The following is a 20,661-nucleotide window of genomic DNA, read 5'->3' as shown; positions in this document are numbered from 1 at the left end:
ACTATCCCTTCACGGAGCCGGCGGCCATGCCCGCCATGATCTTCTTGTTGAGGAAGACGAACACGATCAACAGTGCCACGATGTTGATGCTGATGGCAGCGAACAGCGGCCCGTACTGCGTGGAGCCGTATTCGTCGTTCATGCTGAGCAGGCCGACCTGGATCGTGGCGAGATCCTGCTTCGAGGTGAAGGTCAGCGCGATCAGGAGATCGTTCCAGACGCTGAAGAACTGCACGAGCGCGATCGTGAGGATCGCGTTCTTCATGAGCGGCAGACCGATCACGAAGAACTGCTTCAGCGGACTGCATCCGTCCATGGTCGCCGCTTCGAAGACCTCGCGAGGCACCGAGCGGAAGTAGGTCGCCATCAGGAACGTCGTGAGGGGCAGGCCCATCACGGTGTACGTGATGATGAGCGGCCACAGGGAGTTGGTCAGCCCCAGCTTGAAGTACACCGTGAACAGCGGCACGAGGATCATCTGCCCCGGCACCATGATCCCGCCGAGGATGAGAAGCAGCGTCGCGTGGCGCCCCTTCCAGATCATCACCTCGAGCGCATAGCCCGCTGCCACGCCGAGCATGACGATCAGTGCGACCGACGGCAGCGTCACCAGGAGGCTGTTGCGGTAGTTCACGGCGACGTTGCCCCGCGTGAAGGCCTGGACGTAGTTGTCGAGGTCGAACGACTCCGGCAGCGCCCAGGTCGGGTTGGAGAGGAACTCCGACTGGGTCTTGAACGAGCCCAGCACCATCCACACCTGCGGATACAGGACGACGATCAGCAGCAGCGCGATCACGAACCACACCGGGATGCGTCGCGCGATGCGAGCCGCTCGGCGCCCGAACGGCACGCGCGAGGTCTTGCGGGAAAGAGGGGCGATGCCCACCAGGGTCTGCGTCTCGGTCATGTCAGGCCTCCGCCGACTTCTTGCTCGTCGACCGGAACACGGCCAGGGTGAACACCAGGCACAGCAGCGTCAGCACGAGAGCGATCGTGGAGCCGTAGCCGTACTCGGCGTACTCGAACGCCGTGCGGTACATGTAGAGGGTGAGCGGCGCGGTGGTCGTCCCCGGCCCGCCGCCGTTCAGTGCGAGCAGGCTGTCGAACACCTTGAGCGTGGAATTGAAGCTGAAGATGATCGAGGAGATGAGGATCGGCAGCGACAGCGGCAGGACGATGTGGCGCACGAGGCGGATGCCGTTGGCTCCGTCGATGCGAGCGGACTCGATGACCTCATCCGGGATGTCGAGAAGGCCTGTGTAGAGCAGCACCGCGTAGAAGCCCATCGAGCTCCACCAGGTCATCGCGAGCGCGACGCCCATCGTCCCCACGGTCGAGGCGAGGAACTCGACACTGCCGAGACCCAGGAAGTTCAGGACGTCGTTCACCGGGCCCTGATTGTCGCCGACGGCGACGAAGCTCTTGAACAGCAGCGCCACGGCGACGGTCGGCAGCACCATGGGGAAGAACACGGCGGTCCGGATGAACGCGGATCCCTTGCGCAGCACGAACACGTACAGCAGCGCGAGCAGGTAGCCGAAGACGATCTGACCGGCTGTGGCGAGGACGGCGAAGATGATGCTCACCCAGAGCGACTGGATGCCGGCCGGGTCCTGCACGAACTTCGCGAAGTTGTCGATGCCGACGAAGGTGAAGCCGCGGAGAGTGTTGCCCTCGAAGAAGGAGAGTCCGAGCGACCATGCCACCGGCACCACCTTGAGGGCGATGTACAGGACGAGCGTCGGCGCGAGCAGGATGATGATCGTCTTGCGATCACCGAAGACGCGTTTCATGAGCGAGCTTTCGTGACGGAGGACGGCCCGAGGCCGGCTGCGCGAGCGCGGCCCCGGGCCGAGGATCAATGCCGGGAGATCGGAGCGGGGACGAGTGCTGTCATCGGTTCTGGTCGATGCTCTGCTGCAGCTGGCTCATGTAGTCCTCGGCAGAGAGCTGACCGGTGACGAGCAGCGACACGTTCGACTGCGCGAGGCTGGTCGATTTGCCGTCCATGAGCGCCTCGAACCACAGCACGGTCTCGTCGACCGAGGCGACCTGCTCCTGGATGGCCGCAGTCGTGACGGGCAGGTCGGGGACCTCCTCGTTGACCTTGAACCCGGAGATCACCCCGGCATCGGCGAGGGCCTGGGACCCGTAGTTCTCGGCGATGCATTTCAGCCAGGCGCCCACCTTGGGCCCGTAGGTCTTCGGATTCATGGCGAAGGCGGTCCCGGCGTTGGCCGGCCACTGGTCGATCGAGCCCTTGCCGCCGTCGACGGCCGGGAACGGCATGAAGCCGATGTTGTCCTCGCCGATCTTGTTCTGCGCGGGGTCGTTGATGTTGCTCAGCAACCAGGTGCCGTCGTACTTCATCGCGGCCTCTCCGGTGAGGAACGCATTGGTCGCGGCCGCAGGGTCGGTGGAGACGAAGCCCTCGCCGAAGTAGCCCTTGTCTGCGAGGTCGGCGACAGCCTGAGCAGCCTCGACGTAGCCGTCATCGGTGAGCTTCGCCTTGTCGTCGCGGATGGCTGTCATCGCCTCCGGACCGACGAGACGGTACGCATACATGCCGATCAGACGCGTGAGCGGCCAGGCGGCCGCTCCGGCCTCAGCGAACGGAGTGTACCCGGCGTCCTTCAGCGTCGCGCTGGCGTCGAGCAGTTCGTCGAAGGTCTTGGGCTCTTCGATCCCCAGCTCGGCGAAGATCTTCTTGTTGTAGAAGATGCCCTCGAGGTTGTACTGATACGGCAGCGAGACCATCTGACCGTAGACGTTCTCGATGGTCGAGGAGGCAGCAGGGAGGATCTGGTCCCAGACGCCGAGATCGGTCAGCGCGCTCTTGTAGTCGAGGACGAGGTCGGCTGCCCCGAGGTCGCCGTCAGGGCGGACCATGGCCGTGCCGGCGATGAAGTGCGCGGGCAGCGAGTCCTGACTGGCGAGAAGGGTCACCTTCTGCACCACATCGGCTTGCGCGACGGTCTCATGCTCCAGCGGGAGCGCCTTGTCCTCCGCCTTGCACGCGCCGGCGGCGAGCGCGTCGAGCTCGGTGGCGAGAGTGGTGTTCTCGTTCGCGCTGAGGACCGTGAAGGTGTCGGGATCCGTCCCCGACGGACCACTGGCGGAATCACTGCCGCCGGTCTCGGCGGCGCCGGAGGAGCAGGCGGCGAGCGAGGCGATGGTGAGCAGGGCGATCCCCGACGCGAGAAGCGCCTTCGGGGTGCGACGGGGATTCATGGATTCGTCCTCCTTGACGACGGTGGTGCGGGGTTCGGGTGCGTGTGAAACGTTACGGATAATATCGATGCGTGTCAACAGTCAGTACTGAAAGAATATTCACTTTGGCTTCGAAACGTGTCATACTGCCTACTCGTACGACCATCCGCTCCGACTCAGGGAACGCTCAATGACGACCACCTCCCCGCACACCCCGCTCCGTCACCTCCATGCCGACGAGGCTCGCTGGGCACGTGGATTCTGGGGCGCCGTGCAGGACCGCACGTTCGGGGCGACGGTGCCGTCGATCTGGCGATCGCTCAGCGACGCGGACGTGAGCCCGGGCCTTCGCAACTTCCGGATCGCGGCGGGCCTCGAAGATGGCGCCCATGACGGCCCGCCGTTCATGGACGGCGACTTCTACAAGTGGCTCGAGGCCGCGATCGCGCAGCTCGAGGTGGCGCCCGACGCCGCATTGGCCGCCCTGGTCGAGGAACTCGCCGAGCTGATCGTCTCGGTCCAGCGCGCTGACGGATACCTGCACACGCCGATGCTGATCCAGAGTCGGCACGCGGAGCGTTCGGTCGAGCTCGCCGATCGCTTCCACTTCGAGACGTACAACCTCGGTCACCTCATCACCATGGCGGTGCGGCATCACGAGGTGACCGGCAGCGAGACTCTGCTCGACGTCGCGCGCCGCGCGGCGGCCTTCCTCGAGGATCTCGCCACGAACAAGCCGCTCGAACTCGCACGCAGCGCCATCTGCCCCTCGCACTACATGGCCGTGATCGAGCTGTACCGCGCGACGGGAGAATCCCGCTATCTCGACCTCGCCGAGGCCTTCGTGCGCGTCCGTGACGAGTTCGAGGGCGGCGACGACAACCAGGACCGTCTCCCGGTGCGCGAGCAGAAGGTCGCGGCGGGTCACGCCGTGCGCGCCAACTATCTCTACGCGGGACTCGCCGATCTCGCCGCAGAGAACGGCGATGCCGGGCTGAGAGACGTGCTCGAGACGCTGTGGAACGACGTCATCGACACCAAGCTGTACGTCACCGGGGGCTGCGGCGCTCTCTACGACGGCGCCTCTCCTGATGCCTCGCCGTGGCAGGAGGACATCAGCCGCGTGCACCAGGCGTACGGTCGCGCATTCCAGCTGCCCCACACGACGGCGCACAATGAGTCCTGCGCGAACATCGGCATGATCCTGTGGAGCGAGCGGATGCTGGCTCTCACCGGCGATGCTCGATACGCCGACGTGATCGAGCAGATCTCGTTCAACAGCCTGTTGGCCAGCGTGAGTCTCGACGGCGAGGAGTACTTCTACACGAACCCGCTCCGGCAGGTGCGCGACCTCCCGTTCCCGCTGCGCCGCCCCGGCGACACCGCGATCCACCCCGTGCCCAGTCCTCCCCCGTCGGACGAGCGACTGCGCGAGCGCTACCTCAGCTGCTTCTGCTGCCCGCCGAACATCGCCAGGACCCTGGCGCGCTTCCACGAGCGTGCCGCCTCGGTCTCGGACGACGGCGTCTTCGTGCACCAGTACGGCGGCAGCGAGATCCAGCTGTCAGACGGCGCTCTCGGCCTCCGCGAGACCAGCGACTACCCGTGGAGCGAGCGGATCGTCTTCACGGTGACGCACGCTCGCGACGGGGGCCTCCCTGTGCACCTGCGGATCCCGGGCTGGGTCCGCGGAGCGACGCTCGCGGTCGCGGGCGACCCGCATCCGGTCTCGACACCCGGGAGCTACACGCGAATCGAGCGCGAGTGGTCGGTGGGAGACACGATCGAACTCACTCTCCCCATGCCGGTGCGTGTGCTCCGCGCACATCGGCTCGCCGAGGAGATCACGAATCAGGTCGCCGTGCAGCGCGGACCGGTCGTCTACGCGCTCGAGAGCACGGATCTCCCCGAGGGCGTCGTGCTCGAGCAGGCCGCGCTCCGTCGCGGCGTCGCATTCGAGACGACCCCCGGAGAGATCGCCGGCACCCCCGTCACCCTGCTCACGATGCAGCTCACGGTCATCCCCGGCGGCGAGGAGAACTCCCTCTACGCCGAGCTCGATGAGGACGCGGTGCTGCGAACGGCGTCCGTCCCCCTCATCCCGTACTTCGCCTGGGGCAACCGCGGCCCGTCCGAGATGTCGGTGTGGCTGCCGGTGGTGTGGTGATGGCGCCCGAATCCGCGCATGTCATCGCGACGTACCTGATCGAGACGTCGCTGCCTCTCGCGCAGGCCGCCGAGGTCCTCGCCGGCGAGCAGTCCACCGGCACGTTCGTGAGGGTCGAGCGCGAATCCGACGAGGTCCGCGCACGCTTCGCCGCCCAGGTCGAGAGCCTGACAGAGGTCCCTCTGACCGGCGCATCCGCGCTTCCGGGTGCCGTCGGCGACCCCGCGCTGCGCCGCCGTGCCGTGCTGCGGCTGCGATTCCCGCTCGACAACTTCGGGCCCTCGCTGCCCAACCTGATGGCGGCCGTGGCCGGCAACCTCTTCGAGATCAAGGAGCTCGCGGCGATCAAACTCATCGACCTCGACCTCCCGGCAGCCTTCACCACGCGGTATTCCGGACCCCGGTTCGGCGTCGAGGGAACCCGGCGCCTGATGTCGCGGCCCGAGGGGGCCATGATCGGAACGATCGTGAAGCCCAGCATCGGTCTCACGCCCGAGGAGCTGGGCGAGCTCGTCGGGGAACTCGCCCAGGCCGGGGTCGATTTCATCAAAGACGACGAGCTGCAGGGCAACGGGCCGCATTCGCCGCTCGAATCACGGGTGCGGGCTGTGATGCCGGTCCTGCAGAGGCACGCCGATCGCACCGGCAAGATGCCGATGTACGCCTTCAACATCACCGACGACATCGGACGGCTCGAGGCGAACCACGACCTGGTCGTCGCCGCCGGCGGCACGTGCGTGATGGCCTGCGTGAACCTCATCGGCTTCGCCGGCCTCGAGTTCCTGCATCGTCATGCAGAAGTGCCGATCCACGGGCATCGCACCATGCTCGGCGCCCTCATGCGATCCGAGCAGGTCGGGATAGGGTTCCGGGCATGGCAGAAGATCGCACGGCTCTCGGGTGCCGACCACCTGCACACGAACGGCATCAGCAACAAGTTCTACGAGAGCGACGCTGAGGTGCTCGACTCGATCGCCGCCGTGCGCGAGCCGCTGCTCGGCATCGTTCCGACCGTTCCGGTGCTCTCCAGCGGCCAGTGGGGCGGCCTGGCGCATGCCACCTACGAGGCCGTGGGCACCAGTGATCTCCTCGTTCTCGCGGGCGGCGGGATCCACGGGCACCCGGACGGCGCGGCCGCCGGAGTCGCCAGCATGCGCGCGGCCTGGCACTCGGCCGAGCGCGGGGAGAGTCTGGACGACGCACTCGTCGCCTCGTCCGAACTGCGCCGGGCAGTCGAGCGATTCGGGCCCGCGCGTGTCTGATCTGAGGGTCGGATACTACGGAGACGACTTCACCGGCAGCGTCGACGTGCTGCTGCAGTTCGCACGCCACGGCCGCTCAGGGCGCCTCTTCGTCGGGGTGCCGCCGGATGCCGACCTGCGGGCTGCCGCGGCCACTCACGACATCGTCGGGATCGCCGGCATCGCACGGTCGCTGGCGACCGACGCCATGGACGCCGAAGTGCGCCCGGCCCTGGAGGCCCTGCACGCCCTGCGTCCGCACGTCGTGCAGTACAAGGCCTGCTCCACGGCCGACTCGTCGCCGCGCATCGGAAGCATCGGCCGGGTGATCGAGATCGGGCGAGCCGTCGTCTCGGATCGGACGGTGCCGATGCTGTTCGCGCAGCCGGACTTCGGGCGATACACGGTCTTCGGCACGCATTTCGCCGCCGAGGGCGGCACTGTGCACCGCCTCGACCGTCAGCCGACGATGTCGTCGCATCCGTCGACGCCGATGCGGGAGGCCGACCTCGCGCTCCACTTCGCCGCACAGACCGAGCTGCCGATCGGCCGCATCACCCGAGCGCAGTACGCCCGCCTTCCGGAGCTGCTGAGTACAGCCCGTGAGGCTGCGGTCGTCCTTGACGCCCTCGACGACGCGGATGTCGAAGCCGTCGGTCGCGCCGTTCTCGCGCAGCGCTCGCCTCTGTTCGCCATCGGCTCTGGCGGCCTCAGCTGGGGCATCGGCGTGGCCTCTCCCGGCGACGGCCCGACAGTCCCGGCATCCGCTCCCTCTGAGGGGCCGGTGCTGGCCGTCTCGGGCAGTCGCTCGGCGCAGACCGCACGTCAGGTCGCGCACGCAGCCAGGGCCGGATGGCTCGTTCAGCCCCTGTCGTTCGATCGCGCCGATGCCCAGCGCACGGACGTGCGTGCGGCCCTCTCCGCCGGCCGCAGCGTTGCTCTGACCTCGGAAGACGCTCCCTCCGGCCCTGACACGCTCGCCCGCCTCGCTGCCGCGGCGGCGGAACTGATCAGGGGCTCGATCGAGTCGACCCCTCGGGTGATCGTCGCGGGAGGCGACACCTCGGGACGCGTGACGCGCCTGCTGGGCGTGACCTCCCTCGAACTCGCTGCGAATCCGGTCGGCAACGTCGTGCTGCTGCGCGCCTCGTCGCAGACCCCGGGCATCGACGGACTCCAGATGCTGCTCAAGGGCGGACAAGTCGGCGCCGATTCGCTCTTCGAGGACATCCGGCTGCTCGGAGCCTGAGGCGGCAGCCCCGCCACCGTCACTCCTCGAGCGAGATCCGCACCCGCCATACGGTCTTCTCCCGCGGGATGCGGTATCGCTCGGGCGTCGCCGGCCCCACGGACGCCGATCCGAGTCCGAGCTGACGATGATCGACGTTCAGCCAGACCCGACCGGAGTCCACGAGCTCGTGCGGGCGCGAAGCCGCCTGGAGATCCTTCGACGTCCAGCGCCGCGCGGTGAAGTCGAACACATCGCGCCCTTCGACCTGCAGCACCGGCATCCTGTCGCCCGAGAGCCGCAACATGCGCGTGTCGACGTGGTTGCCGTTCTCCTGCGGCACCGGATACGGCACCTGCAGATCGTCGATCGCGCTCCGGTAGCGCCCCAACGGCGATGCCTCGAAGGAGTCCGCGTACGACTCCCCCGGGCCCCGTCCCACCCATTCGACCTGCGAGTACTCTCCGGGGAGGCCGAGGAGAAGGCCCAGTCGCGGAACCCAGATGTCCCGATGCATGTAGGGAGTGTTCGCCCACGGGCCGACGAAGTCCGCGGTCACCGTGAGCTCGAGACCCTCGCCCTGCTGCTGCCACAGCATGGTCCAGGTCACGCCGTGCGGATGCGCACTCGGCGCCGTGCGACCGGTTGCCTCGAACCAGCCCTCGCCGGTGCGCACGGCGTCTGTCCTGTGCTCCATGCGGTCCAGGCCGGTCTGCTGCCACACCTTCGCGATGTTGTTGCTGTCACCCTGGCCCCGATCGTTCTCGGTCGGGGCGCGGTGCAGATCGAGCCAGGGCCCGTCGAGGGCGACATCGCCGAGCATCCGCAGTCGTCCACTCCTCCCGTCGAAGACGGCGTCGCCGAGGCGGACCTCCGAAGCGGCGACGAGGACGCCTCCGATCGGCGTCGGAAGAGGTGCGACGGGCGGATGCCGGGGAGCGCGCTGTCCCCATGCGAGCACGTGACCGGCCGGGGCCCATGCGGCATCCGCCGCGAGCGCCGCAGAAACCGTGACGAGGCCGGCGCGGGTGTCGAGACCGATCGTGGCTGATTCTCCGGCCGCGATGGCCGGCACGTCCAGCTCTCCGGAAGCCGGCTCGTCCGAGCCGTCGTCGCACGTCCAGGTGAAGCGCAGGTCGGCGGTGGACGCCGTGTGCCTGTCGTTGCGGATGACGACGGCATCCTCCCCCACTTCGATCCGCAGCGGCGCGTAGGCCTTTGCGAGCTCAGCGAGGCCGGGCGTGGGTGTGCGGTCGGAGAAGACGAGGCCGTGCAGCGAGTAGCGTCCGCCGTTCGGCTCGTAGTCGACGTCCTGGCCGTGCATGACGTACGGTGTGCCGTCTGGGGTCTCCGCGGCGAAGCCGTGGTCGATCCACTCCCACACGAAACCGCCGCAGATCCGGTCGTACTCCCGCATGACCCGCCAGTAGTCCGAGAGCGAACCCGGCCCGTTCCCCATCGCGTGCGCGTACTCGACGAGCAGGAACGGCAGACCTCGCCGCCTCGCGTCGACGGGATCGGGTTCGACACCATCGTCCCCCGCATCGTCGAACATCATGCCGTGCATGCCGATGCGGCCGCTCGCCGGCTCCTCGCGCCGGCCGATCATCTCGAGCATCTCGAGCGACGGGTACATCACCGAGTAGAAGTCGGAGTCCTGATAGGTGGGGTCGCGCTCGTACAGCACCGGCCTCGACGGGTCGAACTCATCGAGCCAGCGGCGCATCTCGCCGAAGGCGTCGCCGGTCATGCTCTCGTTCGCGAGCGACCAGATCACGATGCTCGGACGATTCTTGTCACGCTCGACCGTGCGCCGCAGGCGATCGAGCAGCGCCTCTCGCCACTCGGGCGACGCCGGAGGGTTGTGCTCCCACCCGTCGTAGATGAAACCGTGGGTCTCCAGGTCGTTCTCGAGCACCACCCACAGGCCCAGCTCGTCGCACAGACGCAGGAACTCCGGATGCGGCGGGTAGTGGCTGGTGCGCACCGCGTCGATGTTCGCGCGCTTCATGAGAACGATGTCTCGACGCATGGTCTCGACGTCGAGCGCTCGACCGCGAAGAGGGTCGTGCTCATGCCGGTTGACCCCGCGAAACGTCACGGCACGGCCGTTCACCGTGAAGGTGCCGTCGATGATCTCCACGCGGCGGAAGCCGATCGCGAGATCGACAACTTCACCCTCGGAGCGCAGGCTGCCGCGGTAGAGCTTCGGCGATTCGGCGCTCCACGGCTCGACGGGAACCTCGGCGGTCTCCCCCGTGCGCATCCAGATGCCCAGCTCGGGGATCTCGACCGACGCATCCATGGATGCGTCCACCCGCAGCGTGCCCAGCCCCGTCTCGTGATCGAAGTCGGCGTGCACGAAGTGATCGTCGATCGCGCCAGCCGGACGCTCGATGAGCTCCACGTCGCGGAAGATCCCCGGCAGCCACCACATGTCCTGGTCTTCCAGGTAGGTCCCGGCCGACCACCGATGCACCCGCACGGTGAGCACGTTGCGACCGTGGCGCACCGGCGCATCGAACTCGAAGGGAAGACGGCTGCCCGTGGACCAGCCCAGCTCTTCGCCGTTGAGCCACACCTTGGCGCAGGAGTCGACGCCCTGGAAGCGCAGCACGGCGCGACCGAAGTCCTCGGGCACGTGGAAGACGAGGCGGTAGTCCCCGGTCGGGTTGGCTTCCGTGATTCTCGGTGGGTCGAGGGGGATGGGGTAGGCCGTGTTCGTGTACAGCGGGCCTTCGGCGGTGCCGAGCATCCGCCGCCTCGCACCGCCGGCGAGCGGCGTGAACTCCTCCAGAACCCAGTGGGAGGGCACGGGCATCGGATCCCACGCGCTGTCGTCGAAGTCGTCGCTCAGGAAGTCGCATCCGGTGCCCGATGCCGTCGGGCTGAGTCGGAACCGCCAGGTGCCGTTCAGGCTGATCACCCGCGCATCGCTCAGCGAATCTGCGCGGGGCTCCCGGCGACCGGCGCCTGGTCGCGTGCTCTCCCAGTAGTGATCGCTCACGCGTCGCGTCTGCCGTCGAAGGGCGAGGGTGCGGGGCCGAGCTCGTCGAGCTCCGCCCAGAGCGCCTCAGGAATGTGCTCCCGGTCCAGGGCCTGCAGCTCCACCAGGCGCGCAGCGCCGGAGACACCCACGACCGTGTGGTCGACGAGAGGCGATCTCGTCGAGAACCGAAGGGCGACGGATGCCGCGGGCACATCGTGGGCCTCGCAGACGCGGAACAGTGCGCTGGTCCAGGCGGCGAGCGCCTCGTCGATCGGGCGATATGCGTACCGCGCCCCGGGTCGGGGGCCGCGAGCGAGCAGATCGCCGCCGAACGGCGCCGCGTTGAACACCGTCATCCCCCGGCTCCTGGCGTCGTCGAAAAGATCGGCAGCGCCACTGTCGATCAGGGTGAAGCGATTGTGACTGAGCACCGCGTCGAACGCGCCACTGTCGACGTAGCGTCCGACGAGCGGCAGCGGACCCGCGGCGATGCCGATGGCCGCGGCGACACCCTCGTCGCGCAGTCGCAGCAGCGCGTCGACCGCCCCGCCACGGGAGAGCGCCTCGTCCGCCGTCACGGTGTACGGGTCGTGCAGATGAAGCAGCGGAACTCTCTCCACGCCGAGCGCCGCCAGGCTCTCCTCGACGGAGCGGAACACGCGCGCGGCATCCAGGGCGCCCGTATCCGGGTCGGCGTCGACCTTGGTGATCACGCGGGACGCGGCATCCGCTCGCTGGGGAGAAGGGAGCGCCGCGAGCGCCATGCCGAGGGCGCGCTCCGACGCTCCGTCGGCGTAGTTCCTCGACGTATCGATGAGATGGCCGCTGAGCAGCATGGCGTCGGCAGTCGCGACTGCGGCATCGAGATCGCCGGATCCGAGTCGAGAGGCGCCGAGCACGAGAGATGACATAGGTGATGAATATCCATTCGTCTATGAATTCATCACCATCCTACTGTGTCGAGCGCTCGGCGTTGAGTTCGCGCAGCCGTCTTTCCACGGCGGCGCGCGGCTCAGGTCCGAGAAGCCGGGCGAACAGCTCGCCGAGCGAGACGCGCTCGCCCCACTCCGTGCTCGTGCGGAAGTCCTCGGCGGCCGCCGGTCGCAGCTCTTCGAGAACCTCCACGATCGCCTGGTACGCGTCGCGATCGTCGATGATCGCCGCAAGGCTCGACTCGAACCCGACACGACCGGGCTCCCCCGAGGAGGCAGGCGCCACCACCGACCACCGGTGCGATCCCGAGCCGACCGCCAAGCGCTGACCATCCGGGAGCTCGACGTCCGCCTCCGTGTTCGGCGGCACGACGGCGTCGACGACGATCTCTGCGCCTGATCGCTCCCAGCGCACGCGCGCCTCGCCGTACGGCGTGAGGTGCGCCGCCTCGGCGAAATCGAAGCCCTCGAGCGGATGCGGGGCGATCGCAAGGCGCGCGTATCCCGGCGCCGCAGGCGCGAGTCCCGCCACCGAGCGATGCAGCCAGTCCGCGATCGCTCCGAGCGCGTAGTGGTTGAACGAGGTCATCTGCCCCGGGTTGATGCTGCCATCCGGCAGCATCGAGTCCCAGCGCTCCCAGATCGTGGTCGCCCCCATCGTGACCGGGTAGAGCCATGACGGGTTCTCCGTCTGCGTGAGCAGACGCGTCGCCGTGTCGAGATGACCGGTGCGAGTCAGCGCGTCCTGGATGATCGGCGTGCCGACGAACCCCGTGCCGATGCGATAGCCGCTGAGCCGCGTCAGCTCGGCGAGACGGTCTCCGAGCGCCTGACGGCGCTCCGGCTCGACGATGTCGAACGCGATCGCAAGCGAATACGCGGTCTGCGCATCAGACACCATCCGCCCCGACCTCGTCACGTACTCGTCGAGGAACGCCCGCCTGACCCGCTCTGCGATCGCGGAGTACTCGGCAGCCTCCGCCTCGCGGCCGATCAGCGCCGCGGCGCGGGCGGTGAGTTCTGCGGAGCGGAACAGGTAGGCCGACGCGACGATGTCCGCCGAGGTCTTCGCCTTCGCGGGATGCTGAGGCGGCGCATCGGGGTCGAGCCAGTCCCCGAACTGGAACATGCCCTCCCACAGCATCCGGTCGACGGAATAGCCGACGATGACATCGGTCCACGCCCTCATGCTGTCGAACTGCCTCGCCAGGGTGTCGAGGTCGGCGAACCGCTCGTGCAGCACGGAAGGCACGACGGTTGCGGCGTCTCCCCACGCGGCAGCCGCGCGAGCCGGGCCCAGGACATTCGGCACGACGAACGGCACGACACCGTCGACCTGGTCGATCTCGAGATCGCGCAGCCAGGATTCGAGGAAGCCGCGCACGTCGTACAGGAAGCTCGCCGTCGGTGCGAACACCTGGATGTCGCCCGTCCACCCCAGCCGCTCGTCACGCTGCGGGCAGTCCGTGGGCACCGAGAGGAAGTTTCCGCGCAGCCCCCACACCACGTTCTGGTGCAGCTGCCGGACGAGCTCGTGCGAGGTGTCGAACCATCCGGTCCGCTCCATGTCGCTGTGGATCACGACGGCCGTGACGTCGGCGGCATCGAGTTCGCCAGGCCAGCCGTCGACCTCGGCGTAGCGGAAGCCGTGGAACGTGAACTCCGGCTCCCACTCCTCCACGCCCTCGCCTGCGAGCGTGTAGCGGTCCGTCGCCGCGGCCGCACGCAGCGGACGAGTGCCGAGTTCGCCATGCTCGAGCACCTCGGCATGACGCAGCGTCACCACGGTTCCGGCAGGGCCGGACACGCGGATCCGCAGTCGACCGACCAGATTCTGCCCGAAGTCGAGCACGGTCTTTCCCGAGGGCGTCCTGATGACCTCGACGACGCCGATCTCCTCGATGCGGCGCACGAACGGCGAGATGCGCGCCTCGGGCACCGGGATGTCGTCGACGACGGACACGGGGGTCCAGTCGGCAGGCGCTCGGCGGGCGTCGTGATCCTCGCCCGCGTACAGCCCGCTCGCCGTGATCTGTCCCTGCGCGCTCCGCCACGAGCCGTCCGTGACGATCGCCTCGGAGCGTCCGTCCGCGTACTCGATGAGCAGCTGCGCGGCGAAGCGCGGCTGCTCCCCGTACACGGGCGCAGCGTTCTCACGGAAGCCGAAGCGCTCGGTGGCCCAAGCGCCCGCCATGCGGACGAGGAGTTCGTTCTCGCCCTGCTGCAGAAGGCGCGTGACATCCGTCGTCTCGTGCACCGTCCGTGCCTGATATGGCGTCCATCCCGGCTTGAGAACCTGATCGTCGACATCGGCGCCGTTGACGGCGGCCTGGTACACGCCGACGGCCGTCGCGTAGAGCGTCGCACGTCGCACTTCTCCATCCACCTCGAAATCCCGTCGCAGCATTGCGGGCTGGGCATGGCCTTCGGGTGCCGCGACGGCGATCGACGACGCCTGCCACTCCCCCTCGGCGAGGAATCCGGCGACGATCCTGCGGGGTTCGCTCCACTCGGACGTCTCTGCGTCGGATCCGGTGACGCGCACCCTCAGCGTCACCTCGTCGCGAGGCCCCAGTGGCCGGAACGGCCAGCGCACACGCACCGAATCGCGGCCCTCGATGACGTGCTCCTGCACGTCGCCGGCGCCGCCGAGCTCGAGCTCGGCCCTGACCTGCGTCCAGCCCGGAGCGTCCGTGCCGGTGACCCATCCGATGACCGGCTCCGGCACCGCCACCATGTCGCTTCCGTACGGCGCGTCGATCGTGACGCGTTCGATCACCAGACTCATCGTCGGCCTCTCTCAGTTGCCGGCGACGGCGGGCGCCGTCACCGTGATCTCGTGCTTCCCGGACGGGAGGACGGCGGATGCCGGCTGCCCGTCGACCATCACGACGGAGTCCGTCGTGATGGGCAGATCCAGTGCGCCGGTGGCACCGAACGGCACCTCCACGGAGGCGTTCAGCACGCCGTCTTCGAGCCGCCAGTCGATCGCGAGCGCGCCGTACGGGGTGTCGACGGATGCCGCGGCGTGCTCCATTCCGCGGGCCGGCCGCGGAGCGATGCGCACCACGCGGTAGCCGGGCTCGGCCGGGGCGATTCCAGCCACCGTCCGGTACACCCAGTCGATGACGGCGCCGTAGGCGTAGTGATTGAACGAGAGCATGCTTCCGCCCTCGTCGTGCGAGCCGGCATCCATGGCTCCCGAGTGGATCCTGCCGTCGGGGAGGATCGCATCCCAGCGCTCCCACACCGTGGTCGCCCCGCGGTCGACCTGGTAGAGCCAGCTCGGCGCCTCGCGTCGCAGCAGCATCAGGTAGGCCTCGTCGAGATGTCCGTTGTTCGAGAGCGCGAAGAGCACGAGAGGCGTGCCGAGGAACCCCGTCGAGATGCGGCCGTTCTCGGCGCGCACGTTCGCGGCGAGAGCGTCGGCGACGCGGACGCGCTCCGCCTCCGGCGCGATGCGGAACTCGAGGGCGAGCGCGGCCCCGGTCTGGGTCGTGACCGCCTCCGCGCCCCATCTCGCCCACGTGGCCGCGGCGACGCGGTCGGCGAGGGCTTCGTACTCCGCGGCGCGGCCGGGGTCGCCTACGACGCTCTCGGCCCTGGCGAGCAGTCGTGCGGAATGCGCGTAGAAGGCGTTCGCCACGTAGTCGCTGGACACCTTGGCCTGCCACGGACGCGCACCAGGGGCGTCGGGGTCGAGCCAGTCGCCGTACTGGAACGGCTCGGTCGGCAGCACGATCTCGTCGCCGGCCCTGCGCCTGAGGTGCTCGACCCAGCGCCGCATGCTCTCCAGCTGCTGATGCAGGACCTCATCGCTGCCGGTCGACTCGTAGACGGCGAGAGGCACGATCGTGGCGGCATCCGCCCAGCCTGCTCGTCCCATGTTGTTCACGGGTCCGTCGCCCATGCGCATGTCCTCGAACCGGATGATGTCGGGGACGACCGAGGCGACGCCGCCCTCGTCGGTCTGGTCGGCTTCGAGATCGCGGAGCCAGCTGCGCCAGAACGACTCGGCGTCCATCAGCGTGCTGGCTGTGGCGGCGAAGGCCTGCGCGTCTCCGGTCCAGCCCAGGCGCTCGTCGCGCTGCGGGCAATCGGTCGGCACCGAGACGAAGTTGTCACGCTGCGACCAGAACACGTTCGAGTGGAACCTGTCGAGGGCGTCGGACGCCGAGCGGAAGCTCGACCGCGCCGGCAGGTCGCTCGAGATGGCGACGGCGGTGGCGGATATCACCTCGACGGCGCCCGACACCTCGGCATGCTGGAATCCGTGGAAGGTGAACCGCGGCTCGAGCACATGCTCGCCGTCACGATCCAGCACGTAGGTGTCGGTCGCCTTGGCCGTGCGCAGGGCCGCCGTGTGCAGGGCTCCGGAGGGCTCGAGTATCTCGGCGTGGGTCACCGTGACGGCGGCACCGGCCGAACCCCGCACCACGAGACGCACCCACCCAGAGACGTTCTGGCCGGCGTCGAAGCGAACGGCTCCGTCGACGTCTGTGCGGGCCATATCGAGCTCGGCGACGACGCGGACCGGAGGAGCAGAGCGCGGTTCGAAGACGCCCTGATCCGCATCGATGATCTGGGCGGCGATCCATGACGAGTCGTCGAACTCCGCCTCGTGCACGCCGACGGCCGTCGCGCGCAGATCCGTATGCGTGCCGTCGTAGATGCTCGCCGAGCGCACGGCGCCGAATCCGCCGCGCCACGTGGTGTCGGTCGCGACGATGATTCCGTCTTCCGAGTCGATCTGAGCGATCGCCCCCGAGCGGTCTCCATAGATGGCGCGGCGCTGCGCGAAGCCCATCCGGCCGCGATACCAGCCGTCGCCCACCTGCAGCACGATCGTGTTCTCACCTTCGTGCAGGAGCGCCGTGACGTCGACCGTGTCGAGCAGCACACGCGCCTGATACGAGGTCCATCCCGGTGTCAGGACGGAGGTGCTCGCGGGCCGGCCGTTGATCCAGGCGTCGACGAGCCCGAGGGCGCTGAGTCTCAGCCGCGCGCGGTTCGGCACGGCATCGAGCGAGAAGACCGTGCGCAGGAGCGCGGCGGGCCCCTCGATCTCGGTGGGAATGCCGATCACCCTCGCCTGCAGGCCGGTCGCCTCGAGACCGGCCTCGACGACGAGTGGCTCGCTCCATGCCGTCCATCCGGAGTCCGTCGCGATGCGCACCGCGAAGGCTCGGCGCTCCCCCGGTTCGAGATCTCCCACCGGCACGGCCACCGAATCGGCGGATTCCACGACGTCGCCCGGCTCCAGCTCAGCGTCTGCAGGGCCGCTCGCAAGCTGATAGGCGAGCTGCGCGGTGCCCGTGCGAGCGCTCTCGGAGCGCCAGGTGAGCCGCAGCCCGCGATGCGGCACCCCGAGCAGGCCCGCACCGTGCTGGGAGCGGAGCGACACGACGCGCGTGGCCTCGTCGAGCTGCGGGGATTCGGGGGTGGCTGCCATGACAGGGTCCTTCCGGATTGTGCGTCGTCGCATCACGCGAGGAGTGTCATCGCGTCGTGCCCATATTGAATGGATTCAACGTCGCTTGTCAAGAATCGGAGAAGATCTGCACAAAACGTTGACTCCCGCCTCCGAGGGTCGTAGATTACCCATCGTTGAATGGTTTCAATGAATCGCTTCAACACTCGGGCTCGGAGCTGAGACCGGGAGTATCAGCTTTTACATGGAGGTAAAGGATGAACAGCACTCGCATTCGCAGGGTCCTCCTCGCCGGAGTCGGCGTCGCGGCCCTCGCAGTCCCCCTCGCCGCGTGCGGCAGCAGCGGCGGGAACGCGGACGGCAAGGTCGAGATCACCTTCCTGACCGGCAACACGGGCACGAACGTCGAAGTCGCCGAGGCCCTCATCGCCGCGTTCGAGAAGGAGAACCCCGACATCAGCGTGAAACTCGAGACGCAGCCGGCCGGCACCGAGGGAGACAACCTCATCAAGACCAAGCTGTCGACGGGCGAGATGTCCGACGTGTTCTACTACAACTCGGGGTCGCTCTTCCAGGCGCTCAACCCCGACCAGAACCTCGTCGCGCTCGACGATCAGCCGTGGGTGGACGACCTGATCGACACCATGAAGGATGTCGTCTCCACCGATAAGGGCATCTACGGCGCCCCGTTCGGCGCCACACAGGCGGGCGCGGTCGTCTACAACAAGAAGATCTACGCCGACCTGGGACTCCAGATCCCGACCACCTGGGACGAGTTCGCGGCCAACAACGAGAAGATCAAGGCAGCGGGCATCACCCCTGTCATCCAGACCTACGGTGACACCTGGACGAGCCAGCTCTTCGTTCTCGGCGACTTCGGCAACGTGCTGGCGCAGGACGCGGATTGGGCTTCCGACTACACGGCAGGCGAGCGGAAGTACGTCGACGAACCGGCACTGCAGGGGTTCGAGAACCAGCAGGAGGGCTTCGACGCCGGCTGGTGGAACGAGGACTACGCCTCCGCGGTCTACGACGACGGAGCCCGCATGGTCGCGACGGGAGAAGGCGCCCACTACCCGATCCTCACCGGCATCGTGTCCACGTTCCAGCAGAACTACCCCGACGAGCTCGACAACATCGGAGTGTTCGCTCTGCCCGCGAAGAAGGCCGAGGACACCAAGCTCACGGTCTGGCTGCCGAACGCCGTCTACATCCCCCGGACGACCGAGGGGGACAAGCTCGAGGCCGCCAAGACGTTCGTCGCGTTCATCAACTCCCCCGGCGGCTGCGAGATCCAGACGACCGTGATGGTCCCCAGCGGGCCGTTCGCCACCAGTGCCTGCGCTCTTCCCGATGACGTGCCGGGGCTCCTGACCGACATGCAGCCGTACTTCGACGAGGGCAACACCAATCCGGCTCTCGAGTTCCTCTCCCCCATCAAGGGCCCGAACCTCGAGAACATCACGGTCGAGGTCGGCAGCGGCATCCGCTCTGCGAAGGACGGAGCTGCGCTGTACGACGAGGACGTGAAGAAGCAGGCTCAGCAGCTGGGCCTCGACGGCTGGTGATCACCGCCTGACCACCGTGCGGGCCGGCATCACGCCGGCCCGCACCTCCCCTCACACTCGACGGAGAGACTTCATGACCGCCACCGCCACGGCTCCCGCACGCACTCGTGCGCCCGGCCGCAAGGGCATCAAGAGCTCCTACCCGACGTGGTTCTACATCCCGTCCGCGGTGCTCTACATCGTCCTGTTCGCCGTTCCGACCTTCGCGTCGTTCTACTTCAGCCTGACTCGATGGTCGTTGTTCGACATCGAGTTCATCGGCTTCGACAACTACGTCCAGTTCTTCACCGAGCCCATGCTCATCCAGGGCTTCGTGAACACCTTCCTCTACGGATTCGTCACGTCGGCACTCAAAGTCGTCATCGGTCTCGCACTGGCGCTGCTGCTCACCGGCTCGATTCTCGGACGCGGGTATCTGCGCTCGACGATCTTCTTCCCCGTGCTCGTGTCGACCGTCGGAATCGGCATCACCTTCAAGGTGCTGATGGACCCCTTCGACGGGCTCATCAACCAGACCCTCGAGCTGGCGGGCATCACCGGACCGGGCTGGCTCACCGACCCCGCCTGGGCGCTCATGTCGGTGGCACTCGTCGACGTCTGGAAGGGCGTCGGCATCGCCACCCTCATCTTCATCGCCGGCCTCGTCGCGATCCCGCAGGAGTACTTCGAGGCGGCGAAGGTAGACGGCGCCGGCGCGTGGCAGCGCTTCCGCAACATCACCCTGCCGCTCGTGCAACCCGCGACCGCGACCGTCATCCTGCTCTCGCTGATCGGCGGCCTGCGATCCTTCGAGCTGATCTGGGCCATGACGAAGGGCGGGCCGGGCTTCACGAGCGACGTGATCGCCTCGGTGATCTACAAGCAGTACCAGGCCGGCTTCTACGGTCTGTCGACCGCGGGCAACGTCGTCCTGTTCCTCGTCGTCACCGCGATCATCGTCCCCATCCAGTACATCCTGAACAAGAGGCAGGTCGAGTCATGACGCTCACCCGCACCATCACCACCGCCGGCTCCTCCAGGGCGAAGATCCGGCGGGAGGACCGGCGGCCGATGACCGCCCGGCGCTTCCTCTCACGGTACGTCGTCGGTGTCGTCGCGATCCTCGCCTCGATCGTGGTCTTCATCGTCCCCTTCGCCTTCATCTTCCTCACCGCGGCGAAGAGCTCGAAGGAGGCCTCGCTGTTCGAGTTCTCGCTCCCGGCGCAGGGCTGGTTCCTGTGGGAGAACATCGTCACGGTGCTCGAGACGCGCGACTGGATGCTGGTGACGGCCTTCATCAATTCCACGATCCTCACCGTCGCGAGCGTCGCCATCATGGTCGTCTTCTCGGCGATGGTCGGCTACGTGCTGCAGCGCCGCTCATCGCGCTGGAACCACGTGATCAACATCTTCGTGCTCGCGGGCCTCATCGTGCCACCGGCCGTGGTGCCGACCATCTGGGTGCTGCAGGGGATCGGCCTGTTCAAGACCATGCCCGGCATGATCCTCATCGAGGCCACATTCGGACTCAGCTTCTGCATCCTGCTGTTCCGCGCCTTCATCTCCACCATCCCGCGCGAGCTCGACGAGGCCGCGGTCATCGACGGCGCCGGTCCCATTCGCCTCTTCTTCACCGTCGTGATGCCTCTGCTCAAGCCCGTGGCGGTCACCGTGATCGTGGTGCAGTCGGTCGCCGTGTTCAACGACTTCACCGGTCCTCTCTACTTCCTGCCGGGCGACGCGAACGCGACCGTGCAGCTGACGCTCTACAACTTCCAGAGTCAGAGCCTGAGCCAGTGGAACCTGCTGTTCATGAACATCCTGCTGATCACGATTCCGCCGTTGGTGATGTACATCTTCTTCAACAGGCAGATCGTGGCGGGAATGACCAGCGGAGCAGTGAAGGGCTGAGCCGT

Annotated in this window: 13 protein-coding genes; 6 read left to right on the top strand and 7 right to left on the bottom strand. The window is 67.7% G+C overall.

Translation table 11 applies throughout. The features are described from left to right. Position 1 precedes the first annotated feature (1 nt). The 3 genes from RS84_RS09955 to RS84_RS09945 form a co-directional block, all read right to left on the bottom strand. Positions 2-907 (bottom strand): carbohydrate ABC transporter permease, encoded by a 906-nt coding sequence (locus RS84_RS09955; protein ID WP_045257644.1) that lies wholly within the window; start codon positions 905-907, stop codon positions 2-4. Position 908: 1 nt separating this feature from the next. Further along, on the bottom strand, positions 909-1,793 hold the full coding sequence (locus RS84_RS09950; RefSeq protein ID WP_045257643.1) for a carbohydrate ABC transporter permease: 885 nt from the start codon (positions 1,791-1,793) through the stop codon (positions 909-911). Positions 1,794-1,893: 100 nt separating this feature from the next. Continuing rightward, on the bottom strand, positions 1,894-3,231 hold the full coding sequence (locus RS84_RS09945) for an ABC transporter substrate-binding protein (protein ID WP_045257642.1): 1,338 nt from the start codon (positions 3,229-3,231) through the stop codon (positions 1,894-1,896). Between the two features lie 169 nt (positions 3,232-3,400). Between RS84_RS09945 and RS84_RS09940 the strand changes: the two genes are divergently transcribed. The 3 genes from RS84_RS09940 to RS84_RS09930 are packed head-to-tail and all read left to right on the top strand — an operon-like array spanning position 3,401 to position 7,867. Beyond that, positions 3,401-5,377 (top strand): glycoside hydrolase family 127 protein, encoded by a 1,977-nt coding sequence (locus RS84_RS09940; RefSeq protein WP_045257641.1) that lies wholly within the window; start codon positions 3,401-3,403, stop codon positions 5,375-5,377. Beyond that, complete coding sequence (locus tag RS84_RS09935; protein ID WP_045257640.1) at positions 5,377-6,639, top strand: RuBisCO large subunit C-terminal-like domain-containing protein; 1,263 nt, start codon at positions 5,377-5,379, stop codon at positions 6,637-6,639. Before RS84_RS09940 ends, RS84_RS09935 begins: the two co-directional genes overlap by 1 nt. Continuing rightward, positions 6,632-7,867, top strand: a complete 1,236-nt coding sequence (locus RS84_RS09930) for a four-carbon acid sugar kinase family protein (RefSeq protein ID WP_045257639.1) — start codon at positions 6,632-6,634, stop codon at positions 7,865-7,867. The genes RS84_RS09935 and RS84_RS09930 overlap by 8 nt, the downstream gene beginning before the upstream one ends. A 19-nt stretch (positions 7,868-7,886) precedes the next feature. Here the strand turns inward: RS84_RS09930 and RS84_RS09925 are convergent, their stop codons facing one another. The 4 genes from RS84_RS09925 to RS84_RS09910 are packed head-to-tail and all read right to left on the bottom strand — an operon-like array spanning position 7,887 to position 17,219. Then, positions 7,887-10,853: a glycoside hydrolase family 2 TIM barrel-domain containing protein gene (locus RS84_RS09925; RefSeq protein ID WP_045257638.1), complete on the bottom strand. Its 2,967-nt coding sequence runs from the start codon at positions 10,851-10,853 to the stop codon at positions 7,887-7,889. Continuing rightward, positions 10,850-11,746: an aldo/keto reductase gene (locus RS84_RS09920; RefSeq protein WP_045257637.1), complete on the bottom strand. Its 897-nt coding sequence runs from the start codon at positions 11,744-11,746 to the stop codon at positions 10,850-10,852. The genes RS84_RS09925 and RS84_RS09920 overlap by 4 nt, the downstream gene beginning before the upstream one ends. 40 nt (positions 11,747-11,786) lie before the next feature. Continuing rightward, the gene (locus tag RS84_RS09915; protein ID WP_045257636.1) at positions 11,787-14,555 is read right to left on the bottom strand and encodes an alpha-L-rhamnosidase; all 2,769 of its coding nucleotides are present in this window, start codon (positions 14,553-14,555) and stop codon (positions 11,787-11,789) included. Between the two features lie 12 nt (positions 14,556-14,567). Beyond that, the gene (locus tag RS84_RS09910) at positions 14,568-17,219 is read right to left on the bottom strand and encodes an alpha-L-rhamnosidase (protein ID WP_045257635.1); all 2,652 of its coding nucleotides are present in this window, start codon (positions 17,217-17,219) and stop codon (positions 14,568-14,570) included. Positions 17,220-17,455: 236 nt separating this feature from the next. Between RS84_RS09910 and RS84_RS09905 the strand changes: the two genes are divergently transcribed. From RS84_RS09905 to RS84_RS09895, 3 genes are all read left to right on the top strand, one after another. Continuing rightward, positions 17,456-18,766: an ABC transporter substrate-binding protein gene (locus tag RS84_RS09905; RefSeq protein WP_045257634.1), complete on the top strand. Its 1,311-nt coding sequence runs from the start codon at positions 17,456-17,458 to the stop codon at positions 18,764-18,766. A gap of 73 nt (positions 18,767-18,839) precedes the next feature. Then, positions 18,840-19,748: a carbohydrate ABC transporter permease gene (locus tag RS84_RS09900; protein ID WP_045257633.1), complete on the top strand. Its 909-nt coding sequence runs from the start codon at positions 18,840-18,842 to the stop codon at positions 19,746-19,748. Between the two features lie 68 nt (positions 19,749-19,816). Then, the gene (locus RS84_RS09895; RefSeq protein WP_045258095.1) at positions 19,817-20,656 is read left to right on the top strand and encodes a carbohydrate ABC transporter permease; all 840 of its coding nucleotides are present in this window, start codon (positions 19,817-19,819) and stop codon (positions 20,654-20,656) included. Positions 20,657-20,661: the final 5 nt, after the last annotated feature.

Origin of the sequence: Microbacterium hydrocarbonoxydans (assembly GCF_000956475.1) — a bacterium.
Lineage (GTDB): Bacteria > Actinomycetota > Actinomycetes > Actinomycetales > Microbacteriaceae > Microbacterium > Microbacterium hydrocarbonoxydans_A.
The sequence above is the reverse complement of the archived record's forward strand: the minus strand, read 5'-3'. Positions and strand labels throughout refer to the sequence as shown.